At 63.1% G+C, this 19,050-nt stretch carries 17 protein-coding genes and 1 pseudogene; 11 read left to right on the top strand and 7 right to left on the bottom strand.

The genetic code is table 11. The annotated features are described in order from the left end of the window. The first annotated feature begins 116 nt into the window (after positions 1-116). The 3 genes from FXB40_RS39255 (at position 117) to arfB (ending at position 3,413) form a co-directional block, all read left to right on the top strand. Positions 117-1,511: a M16 family metallopeptidase gene (locus FXB40_RS39255; protein WP_148777629.1), complete on the top strand. Its 1,395-nt coding sequence runs from the start codon at positions 117-119 to the stop codon at positions 1,509-1,511. Continuing rightward, positions 1,508-2,881: a M16 family metallopeptidase gene (locus tag FXB40_RS39250; protein ID WP_148777628.1), complete on the top strand. Its 1,374-nt coding sequence runs from the start codon at positions 1,508-1,510 to the stop codon at positions 2,879-2,881. The genes FXB40_RS39255 and FXB40_RS39250 overlap by 4 nt, the downstream gene beginning before the upstream one ends. A gap of 115 nt (positions 2,882-2,996) precedes the next feature. Further along, positions 2,997-3,413 (top strand): alternative ribosome rescue aminoacyl-tRNA hydrolase ArfB, encoded by a 417-nt coding sequence (gene arfB, locus FXB40_RS39245; RefSeq protein WP_148777627.1) that lies wholly within the window; start codon positions 2,997-2,999, stop codon positions 3,411-3,413. Positions 3,414-3,475: 62 nt separating this feature from the next. On the opposite strand, the gene FXB40_RS39240 is transcribed toward arfB, so the two are convergent. Beyond that, complete coding sequence (locus tag FXB40_RS39240) at positions 3,476-3,784, bottom strand: hypothetical protein (protein ID WP_148777626.1); 309 nt, start codon at positions 3,782-3,784, stop codon at positions 3,476-3,478. 306 nt (positions 3,785-4,090) lie between these two features. Between FXB40_RS39240 and FXB40_RS39235 the strand changes: the two genes are divergently transcribed. The 4 genes from FXB40_RS39235 to FXB40_RS39220 are packed head-to-tail and all read left to right on the top strand — an operon-like array spanning position 4,091 to position 7,056. Next, the gene (locus FXB40_RS39235; protein WP_148777695.1) at positions 4,091-4,477 is read left to right on the top strand and encodes a c-type cytochrome; all 387 of its coding nucleotides are present in this window, start codon (positions 4,091-4,093) and stop codon (positions 4,475-4,477) included. Next, positions 4,478-4,873, top strand: coding sequence for a VOC family protein (locus FXB40_RS39230; RefSeq protein ID WP_148777625.1), 396 nt, complete (start codon positions 4,478-4,480; stop codon positions 4,871-4,873). Positions 4,874-4,910: 37 nt separating this feature from the next. Next, positions 4,911-5,459 (top strand): gluconate 2-dehydrogenase subunit 3 family protein, encoded by a 549-nt coding sequence (locus FXB40_RS39225; protein ID WP_148777624.1) that lies wholly within the window; start codon positions 4,911-4,913, stop codon positions 5,457-5,459. Positions 5,460-5,487: 28 nt separating this feature from the next. Further along, the gene (locus FXB40_RS39220; protein ID WP_148777623.1) at positions 5,488-7,056 is read left to right on the top strand and encodes a GMC family oxidoreductase; all 1,569 of its coding nucleotides are present in this window, start codon (positions 5,488-5,490) and stop codon (positions 7,054-7,056) included. 136 nt (positions 7,057-7,192) lie between these two features. Here FXB40_RS39220 and FXB40_RS39215 read toward each other — a convergent pair whose 3' ends face one another. After that, positions 7,193-7,510, bottom strand: coding sequence for a ribbon-helix-helix domain-containing protein (locus FXB40_RS39215; protein WP_148777622.1), 318 nt, complete (start codon positions 7,508-7,510; stop codon positions 7,193-7,195). Between the two features lie 243 nt (positions 7,511-7,753). Between FXB40_RS39215 and mutL the strand changes: the two genes are divergently transcribed. Beyond that, positions 7,754-9,568, top strand: coding sequence for a DNA mismatch repair endonuclease MutL (mutL, locus tag FXB40_RS39210; protein WP_148777621.1), 1,815 nt, complete (start codon positions 7,754-7,756; stop codon positions 9,566-9,568). Positions 9,569-9,647: 79 nt separating this feature from the next. Here the strand turns inward: mutL and rsmD are convergent, their stop codons facing one another. Further along, on the bottom strand, positions 9,648-10,205 hold the full coding sequence (gene rsmD, locus FXB40_RS39205; protein ID WP_148777620.1) for a 16S rRNA (guanine(966)-N(2))-methyltransferase RsmD: 558 nt from the start codon (positions 10,203-10,205) through the stop codon (positions 9,648-9,650). 2 nt (positions 10,206-10,207) lie between these two features. Then, on the bottom strand, positions 10,208-12,343 hold the full coding sequence (locus FXB40_RS39200; protein WP_187437462.1) for a pseudouridine synthase: 2,136 nt from the start codon (positions 12,341-12,343) through the stop codon (positions 10,208-10,210). Between the two features lie 119 nt (positions 12,344-12,462). On the opposite strand from FXB40_RS39200, the gene FXB40_RS39195 reads away from it, so the two are divergent. After that, positions 12,463-12,921 carry a nucleoside deaminase gene (locus tag FXB40_RS39195; RefSeq protein WP_092230031.1) on the top strand — a complete coding sequence of 153 codons (459 nt, stop codon included), beginning with the start codon at positions 12,463-12,465 and terminating at the stop codon, positions 12,919-12,921. Here the strand turns inward: FXB40_RS39195 and FXB40_RS39190 are convergent. Together FXB40_RS39190 and purD are read right to left on the bottom strand one after the other, a co-directional pair. Further along, on the bottom strand, positions 12,918-13,823 hold the full coding sequence (locus FXB40_RS39190; RefSeq protein ID WP_148777618.1) for an alpha/beta fold hydrolase: 906 nt from the start codon (positions 13,821-13,823) through the stop codon (positions 12,918-12,920). The genes FXB40_RS39195 and FXB40_RS39190 overlap by 4 nt on opposite strands. Positions 13,824-13,958: 135 nt before the next feature. Continuing rightward, positions 13,959-15,242 carry a phosphoribosylamine--glycine ligase gene (gene purD, locus FXB40_RS39185; protein ID WP_148777617.1) on the bottom strand — a complete coding sequence of 428 codons (1,284 nt, stop codon included), beginning with the start codon at positions 15,240-15,242 and terminating at the stop codon, positions 13,959-13,961. A gap of 416 nt (positions 15,243-15,658) precedes the next feature. Here purD and FXB40_RS39180 point away from each other — a divergent pair. After that, a pseudogene (locus FXB40_RS39180) lies at positions 15,659-16,441 on the top strand (DUF4238 domain-containing protein); the annotation flags it as partial. A 44-nt stretch (positions 16,442-16,485) separates the two neighbouring features. Then, the gene (locus FXB40_RS39175) at positions 16,486-17,250 is read left to right on the top strand and encodes a DUF4145 domain-containing protein (protein WP_210352225.1); all 765 of its coding nucleotides are present in this window, start codon (positions 16,486-16,488) and stop codon (positions 17,248-17,250) included. Between the two features lie 162 nt (positions 17,251-17,412). On the opposite strand, the gene FXB40_RS39170 is transcribed toward FXB40_RS39175, so the two are convergent. Beyond that, positions 17,413-18,825, bottom strand: a complete 1,413-nt coding sequence (locus FXB40_RS39170) for a putative sensor domain DACNV-containing protein (protein WP_347339801.1) — start codon at positions 18,823-18,825, stop codon at positions 17,413-17,415. Positions 18,826-19,050 lie beyond the last annotated feature (225 nt).

The raw sequence follows: 19,050 nt of genomic DNA, 5'->3' as shown, positions 1-19,050 counted from the left end.
TTAAGTACAACTTGACCGCGTTCTCTGCTTCGTGACCCGAAGCTCAAAGCCGCGCGGTGTAGCATGCCGTGCTTTCACGCCCGGACATCAACGTCCGGGCTTTCACAAGGATCGTGATGTCCTCACACCGATCGGTTGCCTGCCTCTTCGCCGCGCTGCTCTCGACATCTGCTTTATCCGTCGGCAGCGCACTCGCCCAGACGACGGTCACGTCTGCGCCGCCCGCCAGCTTCACGCTCAGCAATGGCCTCCAGGTCGTGGTGATCCCTGACCACCGCACACCCGTGGTCACGGAGATGATCTGGTACAAGGTCGGTTCGGCCGACGAGACGCCGGGCAAATCCGGCCTCGCCCATTTCCTCGAGCATCTGATGTTCAAGGGTACGGAGAAGCATCCGGTCGGCGAGTTCTCGCAGACCGTGCTCCGCGTCGGCGGCAACGAGAACGCCTCGACCTCGGTCGACTACACCAACTACTACCAGCGCGTGCCGCGCGAGCAATTGCCGAGCATGATGGAGTTCGAGGCCGACCGCATGACCGGCCTGATCCTCAAGGACGAGAATGTGTTGCCCGAGCGCGACGTCGTGCTCGAAGAGTACAACATGCGCGTCGCCAACAGCCCGGACGCGCGCCTCAACGAGCAGGTCATGGCCGCGCTCTACCTCAACCATCCCTATGGCCGGCCGGTGATCGGCTGGCACCAGGAGATCGAGAAGCTCAATCGCGAGGACGCACTCGCCTTCTATCGCCGCTTCTACGCGCCGAACAACGCGATCCTGGTGATCGCCGGCGACGTCGAGGCCGCCGACGTGCGCCCGCTGGTCGAACGCAATTTCGGCCCGATCCCGGCCCAGCCCGCGATCCCCGCGCAGCGCATCCGCCCGCAGGAGCCGGAGCCGGCGGCACCGCGCACCGTCACGCTGTCCGACCCGCGCGTCGAACAGCCGAGCCTTCGCCGCTTTTACCTGGTGCCCTCGGCGACGACGGCCGCGGCCGGCGAGAGCGCCGCGCTCGACGTGCTGGCGCAGTTGATGGGCAGCGGCAGCAACTCCTATCTCTACCGCGCGCTCGTGGTCGACAAGCCGCTCGCGGTCTCCGCCAGCGCCAGCTATTCGAGCACCTCGCTTGACCCGACCCAATTCATGATCTCGGCTTCGCCGAAATCCGGTGTCACCTTCGCAGACATCGAGCAGGTCATCGACGGCGTCATCGCGGACGTCATTGCGAACCCGATCCGCGCCGAGGATCTCGAGCGGGTCAAGACCCAGCTCATCGCGGAGGCGATCTACGCCCAGGACAATCAGGCCGTGCTGGCGCGCTGGTATGGCGGCGCACTGACCACAGGCCTGTCGATCGAAGACATCCGAAGCTGGCCGGACCGCATCCGCGCCGTCACCGCCGAGCAGGTCCGTGAAGCCGCGCAAAAATGGCTCGAGAAGAAGCGCTCGGTGACCGGCTATCTGATTAAGGACACCAGCACCGCTGCCAAGCGCGAGGAGAAGCGTTCGTGACCCATCCCTTCCTTCGTGCACGTCAGTTCGCACTGTCCGTCGCCACCGGCGCGGCACTCGCGCTTGCCTCAGTCTCGCCCTCGCAGGCGGCGGCAAAGATCCAGCACCTGGTCTCGCCGGGCGGCATCGAGGCCTGGTTCGTCCAGGACGCGACCGTGCCGCTGATCGCTATGGAATATTCCTTTGCCGGCGGCTCGGCGCAGGATCCCAAGGACAAGTCCGGCGTCGCCAATCTGGTCGGCGACCTCCTCGACGAGGGCTCCGGCGATCTCGATTCCAAGACGTTCCATGAGCGGCTCGACCGCCGCGCCATCGAGCTTTCCTTCAGCGCGACCCGCGATACTTTCCGCGGCAGCCTGCGCATGCTCCGCGACAACAAGGACGAGGCTTTCGACCTGTTGCGCTCATCGCTGACCTCCCCGCATTTCGACATCGCCGACGTCGAGCGCATCCGCTCGCAGGTCATCTCGGGCCTGCGCCGCGACACCACCAACCCGAGCTCGCTCGCGAGCCGCAAATTCCTGGAGATGGCGTTCGGCGATCACCCTTACGGGCAGCAGACCACCGGCACGCTGGAGAGCGTTCCGACCATTACGGTTGCCGACATGAAGGATTACGTCGGGCGCAACCTTGCCAAGGACACACTCAAGATCGCAGTGGTCGGCGACGTCGATCCGGCCACCCTCGGCAAGTTGCTCGACCACACGTTTGGCAGCCTGCCTGCCAAAGCCACTCTGACGCCGGTCCCCGACGTCGAGGCCGCAAAGCCGCCGCAGCGCGCGTTCGTGCCGCTCGACGTGCCGCAGACCGTGATCACCTTCGGCGGTCCCGGCGTGAAGCGCAGCGATCCGAACTTCATGGCGGCCTACGTCGTCAACCATATCCTCGGCGGCGGTGGATTGTCCTCGCGGCTTTATCGCGAGGTCCGCGAGAAGCGCGGGCTGGCTTATTCGGTGTTCGAATCGCTGCTCTGGATGGAGCATTCGGCGGTCTTCATCGGCAACACCGGCACCCGCGCCGATCGCGCCGGCGACACCATGGATGCCATCGAGAAGGAAGTGCGCCGGATCGCCGACGAGGGCCCGACGCAGAAGGAGCTCGACGAGGCCAAGTCGTACCTCAAGGGCTCGCAGATGCTGGCGCTCGACACCTCCTCGAAGCTCGCGCAGGCGCTGCTGCAATATCAGCAGGACAAGCTGCCGATCGACTATATCGAGAAGCGCAACGGCATTGTCGACGCGGTGACGCTGGACGACGCCAAGGCCGCCGCCAAGCGGCTGTGGGGCCAGGGGCTTTTGACTGTCATCGTCGGCCGCGCCCCGCAGGCCGCCGCGCAGCCGGCCGCCGCACCGGCGACCAAGTCGAACTGACGTCACCTGACGTTTCCTGAAATGGCCGGGCTCGCCCGGCCATTTGCGTTTCCAGATGCACCATTGCCGAAAATGGGCGTCCGCGATATGTCCGGACATCACGAATGGTGCCATCATGCTGCGGATATCCCGCGATCTCGTCATCGACGAGGACGACATCGAGATCGCCTTTGTCCGCGCCTCCGGCCCGGGCGGGCAGAACGTCAACAAGGTGTCGACCTCGGCCCAGCTGCGCTTCGACACGCGCAAGCTGACCATCCCGGAGGATGCGGCGATCCGGCTTGCCCGCATCGCCGGCCAGCGCATGACCAAGGACGGCGTGATCGTGATCCACGCCCAGCGCTTCCGCACCCAGGAACGCAACCGGCAGGACGCCATCGACCGACTCGTCGAGATCCTGAGCGAAGCGATGATCCGGCCAACGCCGCGCCGCGCGACGCGGCCGACCTTTGCCTCCAAGCAACGCCGGCTCGACGGCAAGAAGCGCCGCAGCGACGTCAAGTCCAAGCGCGGGCGCGGTTTCGACGACTAGCAGGCACAGCAAAAGAACTCCGGCCGCAGGGCGACCGGAGTTCTGCCGTTTCACTCCATTGGCTAATAGCGCTTGCCCGTGGCAGCGCCGCCCGTCGCGGAATCGTCGGCGGCCCCTTTGTGCGCAGCACTGCCTGTGGTGCCAACCGTACCCCTGGTGCCCTTCGTCGACTTCATGCCCGTCGTCTCGCCCGCCGCGCCCGGCTGGGCGCTCATCCCCTCGTCGCCGCTGCCCATCGTGCTGCCTTGCATGGGTTTGCTTTGCACGGTGCCGCCAGGCCTGGCGCCAGACGACGTACCTTGCGCGAGAACGGGTGTCACAATGAGGGCCGAGAGGGCGCATGCGATTGCAGAGGTCTTCACCAACTTCATCCATTTCTCCTGGATCTTCGCGATGATCGGTTCGGCGGCTTGATGCGCCGTCCGCCTGAGCCGGACCAGTTCATCGCGTAGAAGGTTCGAACGGCGCGTTCGCGATGCAATCCGCCTCGTGTGGTCATCGTTTAGGGATTTCGAGGCGGTTTCGCGGAATTGTGCTCCGCATATGCGGCAACGCGGAACAACGCACATCACGAGCAGCTTCGCTTGCAGCGAAACAGCCCGCTACTACCACCGCATGTTTGGCGCCGCCTAGAGTTTGCGCACGCCGAATGTGAAGTGGATGGGCGAATCTTGGCGATGCGCGCAGTCATGCTGGGATTGTGCACCGCGATGGTGCTGATGGCGCGTGTTGCTGACGCGAAGATGCCATTGCCGGCCGCGAAGCCGCCGGATGGTGCGACGCTGTTCAAGCAGCAATGCGCGGTGTGTCACACCACCAATTTGTCGGAACCGATGCGGCAGGGTCCGCCGCTGGTGAAGATCGTGGGGCGGACGGCCGGCAAGATCGACGGCTTTCATTATTCTGACGGCCTCGCCAAAGCGGATTTCATTTGGGACGAGGCCAGGCTCGACGCCTGGCTGACGAATCCGCAAGCCGTCATTCCCGGCGTGATCATGGCCTATCGGCAGGGCAAGCCGGAGACGCGCGCCGCCATCATCGGCTATCTCAAGGAGCTGAACTGAATGGCCAAGCCTGTCCATTCCATGATCCGCGTGCTCGATGAAGCGCGTTCGCTCGACTTCTACCGGCGCGCCTTCGGCTTAGAGGTCGCCGACCATCTGAAGTTTCCAGACTTTGCCCTGATCTATCTGCGTCACCCCTCCTCACCTTTCGAGGTCGAGCTGACGGTGAATTTCGATCGCAAGGAACCGTATCAGCTCGGCGACGGCTACGGCCATCTCGCCGTGGTGGTCGAGGATCTCGATGCCGAACATGCCCGCTTCGCGCGCGAGCAGCTCGCACCGGGGCCGCTGCGCGACTTCAAGCACGACGGCAAGACGCTGGCGCGCTTCTTCTTCGTCAGCGATCCCGATGGCTACAAGATCGAGGTGATCCAGCGAGGCGGACGCTTCAACTAACCAAAACATAAAATCCAAAAATCTACGGAGGAATGCCATGAGAGAAGTCGATCGTCGAAGCAAGCACAGCCGTCGTATCTTTCTCAAGGGCGCGGCAACCGCCGTGCCGGTCGTGGCTGTCGCGACCAGCCTCAGTGTCAGTATCGAGGACGCCTGGGCTGATGAGGCCGGCACACTTTCGCCCGCGACGATGAAGACGCTGCTGAAGGTCGCGCGCGACATCTATCCGCACGACGTTCTCGGCGACAGCTACTACATCACCGCGATCAAGCCGTGGGACGACAAGGCGGCGAAGGACGCCTCCGTCAAGGCGCTCATCAGCGACGGCATTGCCAGGCTCGATCAGAACGCGAGGGATCGCCACAAGGCGCCCTATGCCGAGGTGCCCTGGGAAGCCGATCGCGTGGTGCTGCTGAAGGAGATCGAGCAAAGCGACTTCTTCCAGAAGGTGCGCGGCGACCTTGTCGTCTCCCTCTACAACCAGAAAGAGGTCTGGCCGCGGTTCGGCTACGAGGGTTCCTCCGCCGAGCACGGCGGCTACATCAACCGCGGCTTCGCCGACATCGACTGGCTGCCGAAAGCTTAAGGCCACCCAACGGTTCAGGAGAACGCATATGGCAAAATTCGATCTGAACGATAACAGCGTTGTGGTGATCGTCGGCTCTGGCGCCGGCGGCGGCACGCTGGGCAACGAGCTCGCGCAGAAGGGCGTCAAAGTCGTCATCCTCGAGGCCGGTCCGCGCATCGAGAATCAGGACTTCATCAACGACGAATGGGACAGCTTCACCCAGCTCGCCTGGACCGATGCCCGCACCACGTCGGGAACATGGCGCGTCGCCAAGGATTTCTCGGGTCTGCCGGCCTGGATCGTCAAGGCGGTGGGTGGCTCCACCATCCACTGGGCCGGCGCCTCGTTGCGCTTCGACGAGCACGAGTTCAGGATCAAGAGCACCTACGGCAACATTCCCGGTGCGAATCTTTTGGACTGGCCGGTGACGCTCGCCGAAATGGAGCCGTGGTACGCCAAGGCCGAGAACAAAATGGGCGTGACCCGCACCAACGGCATTCCCGGACTTCCCGGCAACAATAATTTCCGGGTGCTGGAGGCCGGCGCAAAAAAGCTCGGCTACAAGACCGTGCACACCGGCAACATGGCGATCAACAGCCAGCCGCGCGACGGACGCGGATCCTGCCAGCAGATCGGCTTCTGCTTCCAGGGCTGCAAATCCGGCGCGAAATGGTCGACGCTCTACACCGAGATCCCCAAGGGCGAGTCGACCGGCAATCTGGAGGTCCGCCCCGGCAGCATGGTGGTCAAGATCGAGCACGATGCGAGCGGCAAAGTCACCGGCGTGGTCTATGCCGACGACACCGGGGCAATGCAGAGTCAGAAAGCGCGGATCGTCGCGGTCGCAGGCAATTCGATCGAGAGCCCGCGGCTGCTGCTCAACAGCGCTTCCAGCATGTTCCCCGACGGCCTCGGCAACTCAAGCGGCCAGGTCGGCCGCAACTACATGCGTCACATGACCGGCAGCGTCTACGCCGTGTTCGAGAAGTCGGTGCACATGTATCGCGGCACCACCATGGCCGGCATTATCCGCGACGAGGCGCCCAACAATCCGAAGCGCGGCTTCGTCGGCGGCTATGAGATGGAAACGCTCTCGCTCGGACTGCCCTTCATGGCGGCGTTCCTCAATCCCGGCTCATGGGGCCGGCCGTTCACCGCCGCGATCGACGGCTATCCGCGGATGGCCGGCATGTGGCTGGTCGGCGAGGACATGCCGCAGGAGACCAACCGCATCACGCTCGATCCAACCGTGAAGGACAAGTTCGGCCAGCCGGTGGCGAGCGTGCATTATGACGATCATCCCAACGACCTCGCGATGCGGGCTCACGCCTACAAGCAGGGAGCGGCAGTGTATGACGCGGTCGGCGCTACCGTAACCTATCCGACGCCGCCTTATCCAAGCACGCACAATCTCGGCTCCAACCGGATGAGCGAGAAGCCGCGCGACGGCGTCGTCAACAAGTTCGGCCAGAGCCACGACGTGAAGAATTTGTTCGTCTCCGACGGCAGCCAGTTCACCAGCGGCGCGGCCTGCAACCCGACGCTGACCATCGTCGCGCTCGCGATCCGGCAGGCGGATTACATTGCGGGAGCGATGCAGAAGAAGGAGATCTGAGGTCCGACGTCATCCGCTCGGCACGGAGCACACCGCCCTCTCCCCGTCATTGCGAGCGCAGCGAAGCAATCCAGAATCCTTCCGCAGAGGCATCTGGATTGCTTCGTCGCAAGAGCTCCTCGCAATGACGGCGGGGCTATTCGGCCGCGTCGAGAATCGGCGCCACCGTGGCCTTGAACTCCTGCACCTGCGCCACGCTCCTGGAGCGATAGATCAGGCATGAACACCGCAATAGCGATGCGAAATTGTTGACCTCGCCGTGGTGGTCGAGCACCTCGTTGTAGAGCGTGGTCAGGAACTTGCCGAGGCTCATGCTCTCCTTGGCAGCGATCTCCTCCAGCGTGTCCCAGAACGCCATTTCCAGCCGGATCGAGGTGCAGTGCCCGCCGATCCGCAAGCTACGGGTCTGGGATTCATAGTCGCGTTGGGGCTGGTGCGCGAAGAGATGGCACATGGCGTCCTCCCGTCCTGTTGCCGTTTTTTCACGATGCTACACCGCGGCCCGGCACCTCACAATCAAGACTGAGCGAGGACCACGGCCGACGCGCGATTGGCTCGAACGTCCAATGGCTTCAAGACGATAGTCCACACTTCTCCCCAGACGGCCACGATCCTGTTGCTTGGCGCATGCTTTTGACGCAACACGGCATAGAATAGCGCACCCAGCGAATCCCAGATCGAGCCCAAGATCACGTCCATGCCCGTCCGTCAGCTGCCAGAGCAGGTCGTCAACCGAATCGCCGCCGGCGAGGTAGTCGAGCGTCCGGCCAGTGTGGTCAAGGAACTCGTCGAGAACGCGATCGATGCCGGCGCGAGCCGGATCGACATCTTCACCGATGGCGGCGGGCGACGGCGGATCGGCATCACCGATGACGGCAGTGGCATGACCCAGCGGGACCTGTCGCTCGCAGTCGAGCGCCATGCCACGTCCAAGCTCGACGACGAGGATTTGCTCCAGATCCGCACCCTCGGGTTCCGCGGCGAGGCGCTGCCTTCGATCGGCTCGGTCGCGCGGCTCTCCATCACCACGCGGCATGCCAGCGAGCCGCATGCCTGGGCGCTCACTGTCGAAGGCGGCGAGAAGTCCGAGATCATGCCGGCGGCGCTCGCGCACGGCACGCGCGTCGAGGTCAACGATCTCTTCTACGCGACGCCGGCGCGGCTGAAATTCCTGAAGACCGACCGCACCGAGGCGGAGGCAATCCGCGAGATCGTGAGGCGGCTCGCCATGGCGCGGCCCGATGTCGCCTTCACACTCGCGGGCGAGGAGCGCGCGCCTGTGACCTGGGCGGCTGCCCTGCCCGGCGCGGCCGGGCGCCTGACGCGCCTCGGCGACATCCTGGGCGCGGAGTTCCGCAGCCATGCCTTCGAGGTCCACGCCGAGCGCGAGGGCGTCGTCGTCGCCGGCTATGCGGCCGCACCCGCGCTGACCAAGGCCAACGCACTCGGGCAATATCTCTTCGTCAACGGCCGTCCGGTGCGCGACAAGCTGATCTTAGGGGCGGTGCGCGGGGCTTATGCCGACTACCTGCCGCGCGACCGGCATCCGGTGCTGGCGCTGTTCGTCACGCTCGATCCGCGCGAAGTCGACGCCAACGTGCATCCGGCCAAAACCGAGGTTCGCTTCCGCAACGCCGGCCTTGTACGTGCATTGATCGTGCACTGGCTGAAGGAAGGTCTTGCACGCGAGGGCCGCCGCACCGCCGCCAACAGCGGCGAGAGCGCGCTGTCGTCGTTCCGCCCGGCCTTCACGCCGCCGCGCCCCGCAAGCTGGGACTGGCGAGCTTCGCCATCCGCGCCGGTCGCACCAATGCCGCCGTTCGATGGCGCCGCCGCGCCCGCCTTCGCCGAGCGTGCTCAGGCTGCGTTCGACGTCGGCGCACCGAGCGCCGACGTGCGGTTCGAGACGCAGCCCGTTGCCGATCTTGTCGACCGTCCGCTTGGTGCTGCGCGCACGCAGCTCCACGAGACCTATATCGTCTCGCAGACCCGCGACGGTCTCATCATCGTCGACCAGCACGCCGCGCATGAGCGCATCGTCTACGAGCGGTTGAAAGCCTCGCTCGCGGAAAACGGCGTGCAGCGGCAGATCCTCCTGATCCCCGAGATCGTCGAGATGGACGAGGCCACGGTGGAACGACTGCTCGAACGCAGCGAAGAGCTCGGCTCGTTTGGCCTTGCGATCGAATCCTTCGGCCCCGGTGCGGTCGCGGTGCGCGAGATGCCGTCGCTGCTGGGCAAGACCAATGCGGGCGGACTGCTCCGCGATCTCTCCGAGCACATGGCCGAATGGGACGAGGCGCTGCCGCTGGAGCGCCGTCTGATGCACGTCGCCGCCACCATGGCCTGCCACGGCTCGGTGCGCGCCGGCCGCAGGCTGCGACCGGAGGAGATGAACGCGCTGCTCCGCGAGATGGAGGAGACGCCGAACTCCGGCCAGTGCAATCACGGCCGTCCGACCTATGTCGAGCTGAAGCTGGCCGATGTGGAGAAGCTGTTCGGAAGACGGTGACGGTGCCGTAGGGCCGGTTAGCGTAGCGTAACCCGCCACTTCTGTATCCGCGGAAAGCGCGATGGCGGATTACGCTGCGCTAATCCGCCCTACGCAAAAACACGAACTCCGTGTCGTCATACGCCCGCCGCTCCAGCTCCTCGTACCCCTCCGGCGTCGCGAACTGCGCGGCCTTGGCCTCTTCCACCACCAGCAACGCGCCCGGCGTCAGCCAGCCGCCATCGCGCAAGGACGCCAGCGCCTTCTCCGCAAAGCCCTTGCTGTAGGGCGGATCGAGGAACACCAGCGAGAACGGCTCGACGGGATGCGCAGGGCCGAGATCGGTCGCATCGCGGCGATAGACTTTCGTGATGCCGCCGAGACCTAGCGTCTCGACATTGTTGCGCAGAAGCGCGCGCGCCTCCGCGCCGTTGTCCACGAACAGCGTGAACTTCGCACCGCGCGAGGACGCCTCGATGCCGAGCGCGCCCGTGCCGGCAAAGAGATCAAGCACGCGCGCGTCCAGGATCGGATCGTCATAGGCATGCACGAGGATGTTGAACACGGACTCGCGCAGCCGATCCGCCGTGGGACGGATGTCGCGCGAGGACGGAGAGGCCAAATTGCGCCCCTTCAATCGACCGCCGACGACGCGCAACCCTAGTCCTCCTTCGGCGTCAGATCGCGCTTGCCGTGATAGCCGCGCTTGGGACGGCGCGGCGGGCCGTAGCCGCTGGCTTCGGCCTCATTGCGCTCGCGCGCTTCCTCGCTGCCGGTGCGCTGCACCAGCACGCGGCGGCCCTTGCGATCGTTGATCACATCGCGCTTGGTGGCAGGCTTCTTCTCGCGCGGTGCGCTGTCGTCATCGCCGGACGACGACTTCTGCGGCACGTCGAACTGCGCGCCCGACTTCTCGATGATCTTCTCGCCGAGCTGATCGCGCAGCACGCGCGCGCGGACCTCCTCGACCTGGCCCTCGGGGACTTCGCCGAGCTGGAACGGGCCGTAGGAGACGCGGATCAGCCGGTTCACCTCGAGCCCGAGATGGGCGCAGACGTTACGCACCTCGCGGTTCTTGCCTTCGCGGATCGCGAACACCAGCCAGACATTGGCACCCTGGTCGCGCTCCAGCGTCGCCTCGATCGGACCGTATTTGACGCCCTCGACCTCGATGCCTTCCTTCAATTGATCAAGCTGAGCCTGCGTGACGTCGCCATGAGCACGAACACGGTAGCGCCGCAGCCAGCCGGTGTCCGGCAGCTCCAGCGTACGTGCGAGGCCGCCGTCATTGGTGAGCAGCAACAGGCCTTCGGTGTTGAAGTCGAGCCGGCCGATCGAGATCAGGCGCGGCAGGCCTTCGGGCAGATTGTCGAACACGGTCGGACGCCCCTCCGGGTCGTCATGCGTCGTCATCAGCCCGCGCGGCTTGTGATAGAGGAACAACCGCGTGCGCTCGCGCTCCGGCAACGGCTTGCCGTCGACCAAAACAACGTCGTTCTTCGTGATGTCGAGCGCCGGCGAGTTGATCACGCGGCCGTTGACGGTGACGCGGCCCTGCGTGACCATCTCCTCGGCATCGCGGCGCGAAGCAAGCCCCGCACGCGCCAGCGCCTTGGCGATGCGTTCGCCGGGCTTCTTCGGCTTCGGCGCCTCTTCGCGACGTGGGCGTCCTTCGAAATCACGCTCGCGCGCGCGATAGGCGCCACGGCCGCCGAAGGCCGGACGCTTCTCGAAGATCCGGCTCTCGTCCTCGTTTTCACGGCGCGGTCGATCGCCGAAGCGGCCTTCGCTGCGCGGATGCTCGTGCCAGTCGGAGCGCCCTTCAGAGCGCTCGCGCGGGCGATCGAATTTCGGGCGATCACCGCCGCGTCCACCACGGTCACCATCGCCGTCACGACGGGGCCGATCGAATTTGGGACGATCCTCGCGCGGCCGATCAAACTTCGGGCGATCAAATTTGGGCCGATCGCGGAACGGACGATCACCCGATGCGCGATCGTCGCGCGAACGCGAGAAGCGCGGACGGTCCTCACCACCGCCTTCGCGCTTCTGCCAGGGCTTGTCTTCGCTGCGGTCACGCCCGCCGAAATCCTTGCGCGGGCCTTTGCTGAAGTCCTTGCGCGGCGGACGATCGCCACGCGGACGATCATCGTGCTTCTGCCAAGGTTTTGAATCGCTGCGCTCGCCGCGATCGCGTGGGCGGTCGCTGCGGTCCGGTGCACCGCGCGAAAACTTCCGCTCGCCGTCGAACTTGCGCTCCGGACGCTCGCCACGCGGCGCATACGGCCGCTTGTCGCCGAACTTCTTGTCGCCGAAGCGACCGGCGGGACGCGCATCGTCGCGATCCCGGCTGCGCGGCGGACGGTCGTCGCGCCCGGAGAAGGGTCGATCACCGCGCGGCTTGAACGGCCGCTTCTCGCCATCGCGTGACGGACGATCGGAAAACGGACGGTCGCCGCGTGGCTTGAAGCTGCGCTCGCCGCGGCCCTCACCGCCGCGCTCGTCGCGCTTGAAGCGGGGACGGTCGGAAAAATCGCGGCGCGGCGCATCGCCCTCTTCCCGGCGGCGGAACGACGGACGGCTGTCACGGTCGCCACGCGGCGGACGGCTATCGCGATCGCCGCGGGGTGGACGCGTGTCGCCGTCGCCCTTGGGCTCGAAGCCGCGCTTGGCGAATTTCTTGTCGGGACCGCGCGGCTTGCCGCTGCGGCCGCCCTTCGATGGTCCCTTGGATGGTCCCTTGGGGGGGCCTCGCCGGCCGCGGGAATCGTTGTCTTTGTCGCTGTCGCGAGGCATGAATAATCTCACTCAGGGGGTGGCCAGAAAGCATTGTGCGCGCTCGTTTCGAGCCGCATGCTCAGGCAAATTCGGTAAGCACTTCTGCTGAAGGCGCAGCTACTAGCAGGTTTCTTCGGATGATACGAGGCTTGAAAGCCCCCTCTTTCATGGATTTGGCGCTCAAAACGGCCGAAAATGCCGGAAAGGCGGGCGAAGTTCCGATCGGGTGCGTGGTGGTCCGCAACTACGAGGTCATCGCCACCGCCGCCAACCGGACACTGACCGATTACGACCCTACGGGACACGCCGAGATCATTGCGCTGCGCGAGGCGGCCAAAAAGATCGGCAGCGAGCGCCTGGTCGACTGCGACCTCTACGTGACGCTGGAGCCCTGCACCATGTGTGCGGGCGCGATCTCCTTTGCAAGGGTCCGCCGGCTCTATTACGGCGCGGCCGACCCCAAGGGCGGCGCGGTGGAGTCCGGCGTGCGGTTCTTTGCGTCGCCAACCTGCCACCACGCTCCCGATGTCTATTCCGGGGTCGGCGAGAGCGAGGCGGCGCGGCTGCTCAAGGAGTTCTTTCGGGAGCGGCGTTAACCACTAGCGAAAAACTCCCGCAGCGCCTTCGCGGTGACGTCAGGATTCTCCTCGGTGAGGAAGTGGCCGGAGTCCACCGGCTGGCCTTCGACATTGGTCGCCCATTGCTTCCAGATGTCGAGCGGGGTCGCTGCGGCCTGGGCGATGCCGACGCCGCCCCACAGCGCCAGCATCGGGATCGTGATCTTCTTGCCGGCTTCGAAATCGGCCTTGTCGAGATCGTAGTCGATATAGGCGCCGGCGCGATAATCCTCGCACATCGCGTGCACGCGGGCGGGATCGCGGAACGGGGCGATGTAGTGCGCGAGTGCGCGCTTGTCGATCGCGTCGAGCGTCTTCGACTTGGTCTGGCTCGCCATCTTGAAGCGCAGGAAGAACTCGCCCTGGCCCGAGATCAGCGTCTCCGGCAGCGGCGCGGGCTGGGCGAGGAAGGTCCAGTGATAGATCTTCAGCGCGTAGGCGCGGTTCATCCGCTCCCAATAATTATAGGTCGGCAGGATATCGAGCACCGCGAGTTTCGACAGCCGGCCAGGATGATCGAGCGCCAGCCGATACGACACGCGGCCGCCGCGATCATGGCCGGCGAGCGCGAAGTGGACATGGCCGAGTCGCTCCATCGCCTCCACCATGGCCTTGGCCATCGCGCGCTTGCTGTAGGGCATGTGCAGCGCGTCGCTCTCGGGCATGTCGGACCAGCCATAGCCCGGCAGGTCGGCGATGATCAGCGTGAACTGGTCGGCCAGCTGCGGCGCGACGCGATGCCACATCACATGCGTCTCGGAGAAGCCGTGCAGCAGCAGCAGCGGCGGCCCCTTGCCGCCGACGCGGGCGAAGATGCGGCCGAACGAGGTGTCGATCCATTCGGAGGCGAAGCCGGGATAGAGGTCGGCGAGATCGGACATCGGTTCCTCCCAGAACGTCGAAAACAACCCCATGCACAGTAGCTAAGTTCAACACCTGCCTGCACATTTTTGGAGTGCCGACGGGCAGCGGCCGGACCTTGCGCGCGAGCAGCGAAAACCGCTGTCAGCCCTTTGTCAGCCCTTGGCCTTCTCCGCTTCCACCGCCTGCCAGCCGATATCGCGGCGGCAAAAACCGTCCGGCCAGTTGATGCGGTCGACGGCCTGATAGGCGAGCGCCTGCGCCTCGGTCACGGTCGCCCCGAGCGCGCAGACATTGAGCACGCGGCCGCCATTGGCGAGGATGGCGCCGTCCTTCTCGACCGTACCGGCGTGGAAGATCTCGACGGTGTTGACCCCTGCAGCATCATCGAGCCCCTCGATCCGCGTGCCCTTCTGATAGTCGCCGGGATAGCCTTTCGCCGCCATCACCACCGTGAGCGCGGATTCCGGATACCAGCGCAGATCGAAATGCTTCAGCTGGCCATCGCATGACGCAAGGAACGCCGGCACGATGTCGGACATCATGCGCAGCATCAGCACCTGGCACTCGGGATCGCCGAAGCGGACGTTGAACTCGAACAGCTTTGGGCCCTGCGTGGTCAGCATGATGCCGGCATAGAGAATGCCGCGGAACGGCGTGCCGCGCTGCTTCATGCCGGCGACCGTCGGCAAAATGATTTTCGCCATGATCGCGTCGTGGATCGCTGATGTCACCAAAGGCGTCGGCGAATAGGCGCCCATGCCGCCGGTGTTCGGCCCGACGTCGTGGTCGAACACGCGCTTGTGGTCCTGGGCGGAGGCCAGCGGAATGGCGGTCTCGCCGTCGCACAGCGCGAAGAAGCTGATCTCGCGGCCCGGCAGAAACTCCTCGATCACCACCTCGGCGCCGGCCTCGCCAAACGCGCCCTCGAACATCATGGCGATGGCGTCCTCGGCCTCGCGCACGGTCTTGGCGACGACGACGCCCTTGCCGGCGGCAAGCCCGTCGGCCTTCACCACGATCGGCGCGCCCTGGCTCTGGACATAGGCACGCGCGTCATTGGCGTTGGTGAAGCGCTTGTAGGCGCCGGTCGGAATGCCGAATTCGGTGCAGAGCGCCTTGGTAAAGCCCTTGGAGCTTTCGAGCTGGGCGGGGATCTTGTTCGGCCCGAACGCCTTGATGCCGGCGGCGGTGAGGTCATCGACGATGCCGGCCGCCAGCGGCGTCTCCGGGCCGACCACGACCAGCTCGACCGCATTGGTCTTGCAGAAGTCGATCACGGCGGCATGGTCGGCGACATCCAGCGCCACGCATTCCGCCTCGCGCGCGATGCCGGCATTGCCGGGCGCGCACCAGAGTTTGGTCACCAGGGGAGAGGCTGCGATTTTCCACGCCAGGGCATGTTCGCGGCCGCCGGAACCAAGCAGGAGAATGTGCATCGAAGGCTCGAAATGAGGGGTTTTGCTGGGGGCGGAGGTCGCACGAATCGGCGGGGGGCTCAAGGGGAAACGGCGGCCCTACCCTCCCCGTCGTTCCAGGGCGGCGTTAGCTCCGCTTCCTGAAGTCGATTTCAATGTTCGTCGCTGAATTGGCGAGCGTCGGCAGGTCCCACAGGCCAAATGCGCCTTCCCGTGTATAGGTAGTCAACTAAATCGCTAAGCGGTTGATGCCGATGACGGAATATTTCATTTTCGCCGTAAGCGTGCGGGGGACGATTCGTGCGCCTCTCGCGTCCTTGGGTGGGATGGATGGTCAAGCATAAAGATCAGCATTGGGTGCCCAGATCATACTTGGAGGCTTGGGTTGATCCAGAGACGCCGGATAACTACGAGCCTTATGTGCATATCTTCGATCGCACCGGAAACGAGCACAAGAAGAAGAGCCCTGCGAATACCTACATATGCCCGATCTCTACACCATCTTTGATGGGATCACGCGTGACCTAAGGATCGAGCATACGTTTGGTCAGTGGGAGGATGCCTTCGTGAAGGTGCGCAAGAGGATCGAGGTGGACGCCGATCTTACTGAGGAAGATATCGCAAACCTGTACGTGTTCGCAGGGGCACTGATGGCGCGGCCCCCTCAACACATCGAGCACTTCGCGGGGCAGTGGCGCGATATCGTCGCACAAGCGCGAACGATAAAGATCGATCCTAACGTCAAGCCAATTCCATCGCTAAGGAAAGGGCCGTCGCTTAGTCTTGATGAGGCCCAAAGGTATGCTGACGATCCGATGGGTACTTGGTTCATTGATCGTCTAGCCGTCAACATCGAGGTGTTGGCTGAGAACTTCGGTATTGACCTAATAGTAAACGAATCGGAGCACCCGTTTCTGACGAGTGATAGCCCCGCGGTCACGTATCATCCTCCTGTAGAGGAGCGTTTTCGCGTCATGCCTCCCGGGCTTGGGTCTCCCGGCTGTGAAATCACGCTACCCATATCTCCTCAGCATGCTCTCTTGTTTCGGCACAAGGAGCAGGGTTTGCATAACTATCTTGTAGCCGATTGGGAGACCGTGTTCGAGATGAACTTTCGCACCATCACAAGGGCGAAAGAGAAGATCATCAGTGACCGGGATGATCTTTATTTTGTTAAGACGATCCTAGACAAAGTCGCAGAGGTTGAGGCGGAAGGATAAGCAGTGTACTTGCGGTTCAGTGCGGGACTGCTGGAGGTTACGAAATGCCAGCTAAGGAAGTAGTGCCGCAGTTGGGGCTGCCGTCCTTCTCATGCCCGTTATGCGGAGCGTTCGCCGCACAAAGCTGGCACGAGGTGGGCTTGAGCGAAGTTACCGAGGACCAGCGTCCCACGCTCGCTAACGCCAACGATATGATTCCATCAAGCGTTAGCGCGCTAAGAGCAATCAAGCAGCTGAAGAAGCACTCTATCGTGATGCTGGATGCTGAAGATCATGGCTTCGAAGCCGACAACGCTCTACTAAATGTCCATGTTTCGAAATGCTTTTCATGTGAAGGTCTTTCTATCTGGATCAAGGATGCACTCATTTGGCCTGCCAGTAATGCGGGAGTGCAGCCGCATGATGATATGCCTTCCGACGTGAAAGAAGACTTTGTCGAAGCTGCGTCGATAGTAGACCACTCGCCCCGAGGAGCCGCTGCACTGGCGCGCCTCGCCATTCAAAAGCTAATGATTGACCTCGGCGAGAAGGGAAAAAACATAAATGATGATATCAAGGCTCTCGTTCGAAAGGGGCTCGATACGGAGATTCAGCAGGCGCTCGACATTGTTCGGGTAATTGGCAACAACGCGGTTCATCCGGGGCAGGTGGACCTCAAGGACGACAGAGCGACAGCTACGACCCTCTTGAGTCTCGTGAATCTTGTAGTCGAACGCCGCATAGCAAGTCAGAAACGTATCGAAGAAATGTTCAACAACCTGCCTCCATCTGTGCGTGATGCGATTTCTAAGCGCGACGGTAAAGATTAGCGACACTTCTCCCGCGCTCTTTGCGCTGCCCGGCATTCTTCGGGACCCGGAGGAATTACGGTGAACGGGTAGACAAGCGATGGGTTTCGCAAGGGCTCAACCCATCCTACGAGCTCGCAAATCAACGCGTCTCGCGATGAAGATGTCAACTTCGAACCTCCCTTACGATCCTTCTTTCAGTAGACGTTCGACTGTCTTTGGCATTTCAGTGTAGCCGAGCCACAACGGTTTCGCGCCTGTACGGCGAGACTCGCGCCGCTTTTTTCTCTCGATAGCTGCTTTTCGCGAAAATTCGTCATGGCCCAAGAGCTTTAGGTTATCCCAAAACAACAAGCTGTTCCCGACCGTCATCATCAAGCGCACATATCCATCCTGAGACACGACAACGCCAAGCGCCTTACGATCTTGTGCACAGTAGCGAAGCATCGATCCATGTCTCGTTCCGAATTTTGATAGATCGATCTTACGCGCCTTTGTACCGCGGCGAGAAAACCCTTCACCGTCGTATACCGTAGATACATTTGGCGCCGCGCCGATCTTCACGCCGAACCCTCTCACTGCAAGCGTTGGGCTAAGCAGAACCAAGCCATCGAGGGCGGCCAGAGAGGCGACTAGTTTGACTGCGCCCGTCACTTCGTCCTCTCGATCGTCCGCGTCTGTCTCTGCTCGGGAATGCAATCGAACTAAGTCTCCCGGGACCGACTGATCTCGCTCGATAAACTCGTTCTGAACACTCCAGACCTTACGCAAAGACTCCTCATCTAGTACGCGAAGGATCGTAGCGTTCATGAGACGTGGATATTCGAACGCGTGCTTTACTGCCAGAAGCGCGTCCATGGGCGTTGGCGTTAAAAGAAATGCTCCCCCAGTCCCACGCTGCTTCAGACCGATGCAAAGCCGGGCAATGGAAGCCTCGCACGCCCTGACTAGAAAATCCAAAATTTCCATCTCATCGCTCTTGCCGCCGACGACGCGATGGATCGCTTTCGCGAACGGCTCGAAGGCATAGGCCACGTATTCCGCAACTAACATCGAACCCAGCGCATCGCTTTCACGAGTTACGAGGCTCTGCGCCTTTAGGCCCCCCAAGAACAGACTTCCGTGATAAGCGGAGATGTCGCCTACGCCGTCCATCACGACTGTCAGGAGACCCGGATTGGAGAAGCCGCCGGAGACTTCTCGATTGATACGTTTGTTTTCTTGAACCAATTGATCGACGACACCCCATGCGACGATCTTGCTCCGCCGACTGGGATACACCGCAATTGACCCCGACCATTGGTCGATAGCACAAGCGAGCTTGACGAGGGATTGCACTGTCAGATCGACAGGCTTTTCAAATTTTGTGAAGACTGGATAGTCCGCTCTTCTCCGAGGTGGGGGATCGGCGTGAGGCTTCTTCGGATTTGCGAAGGTGATGCTCCCTTTGACAAATCGCCCCTCTTCGCGGCGCAAAGTCGCCAAGTAAGCCATCTCCAATAGCTTACCGATCACCTGTTGATTAGGCTCACTAAAACCCAGCGTCCGAATTCTAGACGCAACTTCGTGTGCTAGCTTATCCACTAGGTCTGGCATAGTTCATCTCGCTACGTCACGCTCGCAATCTTAGATACTCGCATAACAGGTCGATGGAGCCACCCTGGCAGCAAGCCTTCCGGGACGTCATCCACAGCCGCTGACCTGCTCCCCTGAAACGCCCCCGGTTTTGAGTTAGGGTTCTGTTCTCCACCGAGGAGACGGACGATGCGCAAAAGCAGGTTCACGGAAGAGCAGATCATCAAGGTCTTGAAGGAACACGCT

The sequence above is a fragment of the Bradyrhizobium rifense genome (genome assembly GCF_008123425.1).
GTDB classification, from domain to species: Bacteria; Pseudomonadota; Alphaproteobacteria; order Rhizobiales; family Xanthobacteraceae; genus Bradyrhizobium; species Bradyrhizobium rifense.
The sequence above is the reverse complement of the archived record's forward strand: the minus strand, read 5'-3'. Positions and strand labels throughout refer to the sequence as shown.